This window comes from Flectobacillus sp., from assembly GCF_049240685.1.
GTDB lineage: Bacteria > Bacteroidota > Bacteroidia > Cytophagales > Spirosomataceae > Flectobacillus.
On record NZ_JBMLSD010000356.1, the window covers coordinates 12,648 to 19,381 of the forward strand.

General features: G+C 37.3%; 5 protein-coding genes. 2 read left to right on the plus strand and 3 right to left on the minus strand.

The features are described 5' to 3' along the window. Window positions 1-136: 136 nt before the first annotated feature. Window positions 137-1,126: an FAD:protein FMN transferase gene (locus tag ACOVQ4_RS16175; RefSeq protein WP_421821662.1), complete on the plus strand. Its 990-nt coding sequence runs from the start codon at window positions 137-139 to the stop codon at window positions 1,124-1,126. A gap of 68 nt (window positions 1,127-1,194) precedes the next feature. Here the strand turns inward: ACOVQ4_RS16175 and ACOVQ4_RS16180 are convergent, their stop codons facing one another. The 3 genes from ACOVQ4_RS16180 to ACOVQ4_RS16190 form a co-directional block, all read right to left on the minus strand. Continuing rightward, window positions 1,195-3,384, minus strand: coding sequence for a PepSY domain-containing protein (locus ACOVQ4_RS16180; protein ID WP_421821663.1), 2,190 nt, complete (start codon window positions 3,382-3,384; stop codon window positions 1,195-1,197). Window positions 3,385-3,470: 86 nt separating this feature from the next. After that, window positions 3,471-3,959 carry a DUF2271 domain-containing protein gene (locus ACOVQ4_RS16185; protein ID WP_283374041.1) on the minus strand — a complete coding sequence of 163 codons (489 nt, stop codon included), beginning with the start codon at window positions 3,957-3,959 and terminating at the stop codon, window positions 3,471-3,473. Window positions 3,960-3,963: 4 nt separating this feature from the next. Further along, a complete protein-coding gene (locus ACOVQ4_RS16190) occupies window positions 3,964-5,544 on the minus strand; it encodes an ankyrin repeat domain-containing protein (RefSeq protein WP_421821664.1) in 1,581 nt (526 codons plus the stop codon). A 536-nt stretch (window positions 5,545-6,080) separates the two neighbouring features. On the opposite strand from ACOVQ4_RS16190, the gene ACOVQ4_RS16195 reads away from it, so the two are divergent. Next, window positions 6,081-6,734 (plus strand): FAD:protein FMN transferase (locus ACOVQ4_RS16195; RefSeq protein ID WP_421821665.1); only part of this gene is annotated, 654 nt, incomplete at its 3' end.

Genomic DNA, 6,734 nt, shown 5'->3' on the forward strand with positions numbered 1-6,734 from the left:
TAAGCTAAAAACATAAAGCCTATGAATGCAGGTAAAATCAATTTTTGATATAAAAAAATACATTCACAATTCACAGCTCATAATTCAGTACTACTATTTATTCACTCTTATCTCGGTACTTAACGAAACTAAATTTATGCACAAAATAATCTTTATATTTCTATTTCTTTTTTCAATTGCTTCTCAAGCACAGGTTCTTAAAAAGAAAACGACTTTGCTGATGGGGGGGAGGTTTGACATTACTGTTGTTGCGAAGGATACGGCAACTGCCAAACAAAGTATTGAGGATATCATTGCTGAAATTTCTAGAATTGAATACTTGATTTCAGATTGGAAAAGTACCACTCAGATTTCGGATGTAAATCGTAATGCAGGAATCAAACCTGTAAAAGTTGACCCAGAAGTATTTGAGTTGACAGAAAGAGCTCTACATTTTTCTGAAATAACAAACGGAGCTTTTGATATTAGTTTTGCAGCAATGGATAGAATCTGGAAGTTTGATGGCTCTATGACACAAATGCCAACGCCAGAGGCAGTTAAAAAATCAGTAGAAAAAGTTGGTTACAAAAACATCGAGTTAGATAAAGCCAATAGCACAATTTTTTTGAAGAAAAGGGGAATGAAAATTGGCTTTGGAGCATTAGGTGAAGGCTATGCAGCCGACCGTTGCCGTGAAATGATGTTGGCAAGGGGTATTCAGGCGGGTATTGTCAATGGTTCTGGAGATATGAATACTTGGGGTAACCAACCAGATGGTACGCCTTGGACAGTCGGAATTACCAATCCTATGAAAAAAGATACCGTTTTTGCGATAATACCACTTCTTAAAAGCGCTGTAGTAACTTCGGGGAGCTACCAGAAATTTGTGGTATTTAATGGAAAACGCTATTCGCATATCATCAATCCTGTAACGGGATACCCTGCGACTGGACTTTGTAGTGTAACTGTTTTTGGTCCAAGTGCCGAAACAGCCAATGGCTTTAGTACATCCATTATGGTTTTGGGAAAAGATAAAGGATTGAAGCTTTTGAAAAAACACCCAGAATATAGTGCGATTTTGATAACAGATGAGGGGAAGGTGGTAACTACTAAAAATCTGAATATCAAGGATTTTATCTTGAAATAAGTTTAGAAATTTTAATATTTGATTTTTTCTAATTAGAGTGCGACTTCAGTCGCACTCTATCGGAAAAATTAATAACAATCTGAAAGAATTTGTTCGTGTGCTTGGTAGTGACTCAAGGACTGAGAAAGTTCTTTCTTACAGATTTGTTCTAGTACGACCATTACATCTTTTTGCATAGCCAACGACCCACAAATCATAATAACTCCTCCATTTTGTAGTACAGTAGCCACTTGACTGGCATCTTTCTTAATCAAATCCCCAACATATTGCTTTTCAGTTTCACGAGATAGTGCTACCGTAAGTTTGTTCAATTTCTTTTGTTCACTGTATTCGTCTAACTGAGACTGATACAAACTAAGCGAGCCTTTATCTCTAAAACCTGCATACAAATGACATGGTATTTGCTTGGTGTTTTGACTAAGCATTCCTAAAAAAGGACCGATACCTGTACCATTACAAATCATGATGACTTCGGGACTATTTCTAGGGAAATGGAAATGGCTATTTTGAACAATTTTAGCTTTGAATGTATCTCCAGCTTTGAGTCGATGCAAAAATCCTGAGCCTAGTCCATTTTCATGTAATCTTACACTTAACTGAATATCACTTTTATCTACAACTCCGATCGAATACAGGCGTTCACGATGGTCATTGGCAGGATATATCGCCAATAAATCTCCTGATTTTACTTTTGTCCATCTTTTAGTTTTCAACTTAATCAAGAAAGTATCGTCGTGTTGGTTCGAAGTATTTGAAACCACCTCTAGGTTTCTAAAATTATTTGGTTGCTTTAGCGGTGCTTTACTCGAAATACTGATACCTGTTTTTGTTGACCAAGCTTCTGCCCAAAGCGCATAATCTTCCTCTGACTTGTCATTTACGGTATGTATATCCAACAAAGGTGTCGCCCATGATTTGCTACTTAATGCATGATGGACTTCGTAAGCAAACTGGCAGAAATCTGGATAAGCACGTGACCCAAAACCTAAAACCGAAATGTGAATATTTTGAGACTGCGAAATATTTTTAAGTAGTTCTTGGAATTTGTTACCGCTATTTGGGGCATCACCCGCCCCGTAAGTAGAGGTAAATATTACCAAATGTTCGGCACTTGGGTAGCTCTGATATTCGTTGAGTGTCGAGATATAGGTTTTCTCTCCAAGTTTGACCAGTTGTTGATAAAAACCATTCGCAAAATCCCAAGTACTACCATTTTCAGAACCAACTAAGATAACAAAACGGCTTTCTTCAGCTGTAAATTGATTTTTCGATTTTCCAGAAAGTCTTTTGAAAGTAATGGCAAACCCAGTGTAGATAAAAAATAGAATATTTCCAGAAGCAATAGCCAGAATGATAGCCAAAATAATACTCGCTCTACCAGTATGCAAATCGAGACTGAGGGTACTCATAATTTGCGTAAAAGGATAAGCTTGTTCGGCAAGAATTTCGCCTGTAATTTGATTTACAGCAATTTCTCGGTCTTTGAGCTTGATAGTAAAATAATCTTCAGGATCTTCAGAAAAAGGGAATTCAATACTTTTTATTTCTGCGAGGGATGTATTTTTGAAAATAGGAAAATCTTCCAGTTTCTTTTGGGGTGTATCTTTTATTTTATCAAAATCCACCTCAAGATTTATTTTGGCAGCAGGAAAAACCTCAAAGCGTACCAATGAAAGATAGGCTCCCGTCAAAGCAATGAGCAAAATGGGCAATAACGACCAACGACTTAGCACCACGTGATAGTATTGGGCAAAGCTATCTTTGGGGATACCTTTGAAAAAATTACGAATACCTTGTTGACGTTGGATAAGCAGTAAAATACCCGAAATCGTAATTAAGAATAGGAGGAAAGCGGTGAGTCCTACAAAAAAACGCCCTAATTCATGTAAAAATAGAGAGCGGTGCAAAGCATTAACCCATTCAAAGAAAGCACCTTTTTGTTTAGACGCACCCAAAAATTCTCCAGTTTTGGGATGAATGTATCCCTCCTGAATATCTTTCGGAAAATCAGAGCTTTTGGCTACTAGAGAATGAAAATCATCTACCTCCACCTGACTAATTGAAGGATATTGTTTTTTCCAAACAGGAATACTTTCGGCCAACGTTACCTGACTAAGTGATGGAGTGTTGGGTCTGTTGATTTTTTCTAAAGCTGGTTCAAACGACAAAATGATACCAGTAATAGCAGCAAGGGCCAGAAAAAGAAAAGAAGATACCGCCAACGTGAGGTGACTGTATCTCCATATAGTGAGATTCATATTTTGAGAGTTGGTTGATTAACTGATGGGAAAGACACAAAGTAAAGCAATTGAATGCTGTTACTTTGTGTCTGAATCCTCTTATGCTAGTTTGCAGGACTAAATCTTACATAACGGATATAACCTGTTCCTTCACTTTTAGCCGCTAAGCCATCTGTTGTTAATGGAACCTCCAAATCTTTTACGTAATAAGGCTTATCCTCAACGGCACTCTCAAAACGAATTTTGTAGTTGGCATTCAATTTCGCATTTTCGATTTCAAGTACAACCACACTACGGTCGCCACCTGTTACAGATGCCCCCGTGATAGCGCTTAAGTTACTTGGCTTTTTTGAGAAAGCTTTGTGCCATTCTTTAAGGTCTTTGTACCATTTTTTATCAGAACCTAATACATACAAAGTTTTGTCATAAGCACCTTTAGCATCTACGATAGACACAACCATATAGGCTCCTTCGCCCATGTAGTTGGTCATTTGAATCATACATTTGTACTTCGTTGTCTGAGCTTGAGCTACGCTAGAAACACCCAATGAAGCGATTATTGTAATAACGGCTAGTTTTAAGAATTTAAGCATTTTACTATTTTAAGAATGTGATAGATATTTTAGATTTTGAAAGTGATTCGTTTTCTGAAGCTAAATCAAAAGCCGTTTCGTTGAAATTAGTAACAGCTTCTTTTTTAGCACCAACAGATACCAAGTATTTCATAACGGTATCGTCTTTGGCAATCATGGCTGCTTTGTGAAGCGCTGTGATACCTTCTGAGTTTTTAGCATTTACGTCAATACCAAGTGCCTGAATGTGTTTGAGAAGTCCAAGGTCATTTTTCATAACGGCTAAATGATACAAGGTATTACCATTTTTTTGTGAAGTAGTAGCTTTTAATCCTTTTTCTTCCAACATTTTTAACTTGGCATCAAAGTCTTCAGTTTTTGCACCAAAACCACCACGACCTTCACCACCGCCTTGCGGAGCACCTTGAGGAGCTCCACCTTGTGGGCCACCCTGTCCTCCTGGAGCCCCAGGACCACCAAAGCCACCTGCGTTGTATGATTGTACCAAATAGGCTAACAAATTTTCACCGTCTTTGTTTGCTACATTTACATCAGCACCTTTTTCTATCAAAAACTTAACAACCTCAGGAGAGTTTCCTTTTACAGCCAATGAAAGAGCCGATTCGCCTTTACTATTCGTTTGATTGATGTTTGATACTTTTGATGCAAGTAATCCTAATGTCGCCAAATCTCTATTTGAGGCAGCTGCAAACATAAATGGTGTGTTACCTTCCTCGTCTGCTTGATTGACATTCACTCCTTTTGCCAAGAAATGCTCAATAATTTCTTTTTGATTAGGTCTACGAACCAAGAAATGTAAAACATTTTCGCCAGCTTTAGTTGTTGCTGTAGGTTTTACGCCTAAACTTTCAAGATATTCAAAAAACTCTAAATTAAGAGTTGTACCTCTTCTACCGCCTTGCGAAGCAACCACAATAGCGTTATCGTTTGGCGTGATACCTTTTTGTACTAAAGCTTTCAAAAGATTAACGTTTCCGCTACGAGCGGCATAGCCAAAAATATTATTGCCATTTTTGTCAACACTTTTAATATCTAAACCTTTTGATACTAAATAATTAGTAATCGCCAAGTCTTTATCTCCCGCTACAGCAAGTAACAATACGTTTGCACCATCTTGGTTGACGTCTTTTTTCAAATTTGCTCCAGCTTTTACACAAAGGTCGATTACTTCTGGTGTAAGTCCGTTGCCTGCAGCAAAGTTTAATGGAGTAGTTCCATGGGCATCTACCATACTTGCTTTTGAACCCTTATCAATCAACAACTGCATGATTTCGATATTACCTTTAGCTGTAGCCCAGTGCAAGTAGATACGTCCATCGTGAGTGATTTTGTTTACATCATTACCAGGTTGTTCCAACAAATATTTGATGGCCTCGTTTGGTGCACCAGTATTAATGGCAATTACCACTGGGTCCATCGCCTGACGATTTAGTTCAGAAGGGTTACTTCCTTTTGCTACTTCAGCTTTGACAGCTTCAGCATTTGGTTGAGTTCTCCAAAAAGATTGTTCTAATAAGGTATTTCTTTGTGCGCTTGCAGCAAAACTAAAAAGTGCCAAAGATGCAGCAATGAAGATTCTTTTCATTTGAAATATGTATGTTTTATCGGGTTGAAGTTTTGACGACTCAAAACAAATAAGCTTTGCTTATTTAGAATTAGTACAAATATAAATTAGAAACTTTGTTTAATCACAATATCAATTCTCAATTTTAGATAATATCTAGTTTTAGAGAAAGTTTGAAAACTTTTGCTTTGACCATATAAAAATGAAAAAGTCAAACGCTACAGGAATATTTTTGAAAAATAGTATAGTTAAAATACGCCAATTATAGCAGGATAATACTTTTGAAAACGGCATAAAATTAGGATAATTTTAATAGACCGAGTGAGCATCTGAGTGGATTTACTGCTAATAGGCCGATTTATTCGACCGAATACCTTGTTAGATATATAAATTCCGATGTTATCGCACAAAAGAATGGTACTACGCCATAGTATATAGAAACAAAATAGCGATTTAATCAGAGATAAGACTCCGCAAAACAGGGCAAGTTAACAGATGATTATTTCTTAAATTGTCCTATTATTTGGTAACATTCAAACCTCGAACGTATTGATTCTGTGAAAACAAGATTTTCTTTAATGATTCTTTTGGTACTCATTTTTGCTACCAAATCTTCAGCTCAAACTTTTCGCAAATGGACTTTTACACAACCCAAAATGGGGTCGCCATTTTCTATTATTGTATATAGCAACGATTCTGTGAAGGTTTCTAGTGCAACTGCCAGAGCCTATAAGCTAGTTGATTCTCTTAATCAAGTTTACAGTGATTATGATGCTCAAAGCGAGCTAAGCATCCTATCTCAGAAAGGACAAAGTGCAGGTGTATCCGATGCTTTGTGGGATATTTTAAAGCAATCACAAGTCGCATATCAAAAAAGTAATGGTGCGTTTGACATTACGATAGGACCGCTAGTCAAGCTTTGGAGAAAAGCTAGAAAAGAAAAACAGTTACCTGCTGATTCAGTACTTCATAAAGCCCAAGCTAGCATAGGGTTTCAATGGGTACAGATGAACGAAAAGACACATGCGGTTAAGCTTAACAAAAGCGCTATGCAACTAGACTTAGGAGGAATAGCCAAAGGATATATAGCTCAAAAGGTAGTAGACTTTTTGGCAAAGGAGGGTTTGGCTGCCTCATTGGTCGATGCAGGTGGCGATTTGGCCATGGGACAAGCACCACCAAGTAAAAAAGCTTGGAGTGTTGGTGTAAAT

What these genes read in the sequence shown, in the direction of transcription:
- ACOVQ4_RS16175 (WP_421821662.1), top strand. Translation starts at nt 137, where the DNA reads ATGCACAAAATAATCTTTATATTTCTATTTCTTTTTTCAATTGCTTCT.
- ACOVQ4_RS16180 (WP_421821663.1), bottom strand. Translation starts at nt 3,384, where the DNA reads ATGAATCTCACTATATGGAGATACAGTCACCTCACGTTGGCGGTATCT.
- ACOVQ4_RS16185 (WP_283374041.1), bottom strand. Translation starts at nt 3,959, where the DNA reads ATGCTTAAATTCTTAAAACTAGCCGTTATTACAATAATCGCTTCATTG.
- ACOVQ4_RS16190 (WP_421821664.1), bottom strand. Translation starts at nt 5,544, where the DNA reads ATGAAAAGAATCTTCATTGCTGCATCTTTGGCACTTTTTAGTTTTGCT.